This is a genomic window from Actinomadura sp. NBRC 104425 (genome assembly GCF_030269545.1).
Classification (GTDB): domain Bacteria; phylum Actinomycetota; class Actinomycetes; order Streptosporangiales; family Streptosporangiaceae; genus Spirillospora; species Spirillospora keratinilytica.
In genome coordinates this window covers 1-900 of record NZ_BSTN01000089.1, presented here as the reverse complement: position 1 = coordinate 900, position 900 = coordinate 1, and the positions used below count along the sequence as shown (strand labels likewise).

Genomic DNA, 900 nt, shown 5'->3' with positions numbered 1-900 from the left:
GTGAGCTGTACATCGCGGGTGCCGGGTTGGCGCGCGGGTATGTCGGCCGGGCGGGTTTGACGGGTGAGCGGTTCGTGGCGTGCCCGTTCGGTTCGGGTGAGCGGATGTACCGGACCGGTGACCTGGCGAAGTGGACGCCGGACGGGCAGTTGGTGTTCGCGGGCCGGGCGGACGACCAGGTGAAGATTCGCGGGTTCCGGATCGAGCCCGGCGAAGTCGAGGCCACCCTCCACGCCCATCCCGATGTCGCGCAGGCGGCGGTCATCGCGCGCGAGGACACCCCGGGCGAACGGCGCCTGGTCGCCTACGTGGTCCCCGCCCAGGGTGAGACGGCCGTGCTCCCGTCCGGTGACCTGCGGGATTTCCTGGCGCGGCGGCTGCCGGAGTACATGGTCCCGGCCGCCGTGGTCACGTTGGACGAGCTGCCGTTGACGCCGAACGGCAAACTCGACCGCAAGGCCCTGCCCGCACCCGAGTACACGACAGGCGCAGGCAGAGCACCGGCCACGGTCCAAGAAGAGATCCTCTGCGGCCTGGTCGCCGATGTACTGGGCGTGGAGTCCGTCGGCGTGGACGATGACTTCTTCCAGTTGGGCGGGCATTCGCTGCTGGCGGTTCGGCTGGTCTCCCGCGTTCGGGCCGCGCTCGGTGTGGAAGTGCCGCTGCGGGCGTTGTTCGAGGCGCCCACGGTGGCGCGGCTGGCGGCGCGGCTGGCCGAGGAGGCGGGGCGGGCTCGGCTTCCGCTGCGGGCGGGTGAGCGTCCGGAGCGGGTGCCGCTGTCGTTCGCGCAGCGTCGGCTGTGGTTCCTGCACCAGTTGGAAGGCCCCAGCCCCACCTACAACATCCCGGCGGTGATCCGGCTGACCGGCGACGTGAACGTCGCCGCGCTGGAGGCGGCAC

At 71.7% G+C, this 900-nt stretch carries 1 protein-coding gene; it reads left to right on the top strand.

Features of this window, described 5'->3' with window-relative positions; all coding sequences use genetic code 11:
• Positions 1-26 precede the first annotated feature (26 nt).
• On the top strand, positions 27-900 hold an 874-nt coding region (locus QSK22_RS33235; protein WP_352231522.1), incomplete at its 3' end, for a phosphopantetheine-binding protein.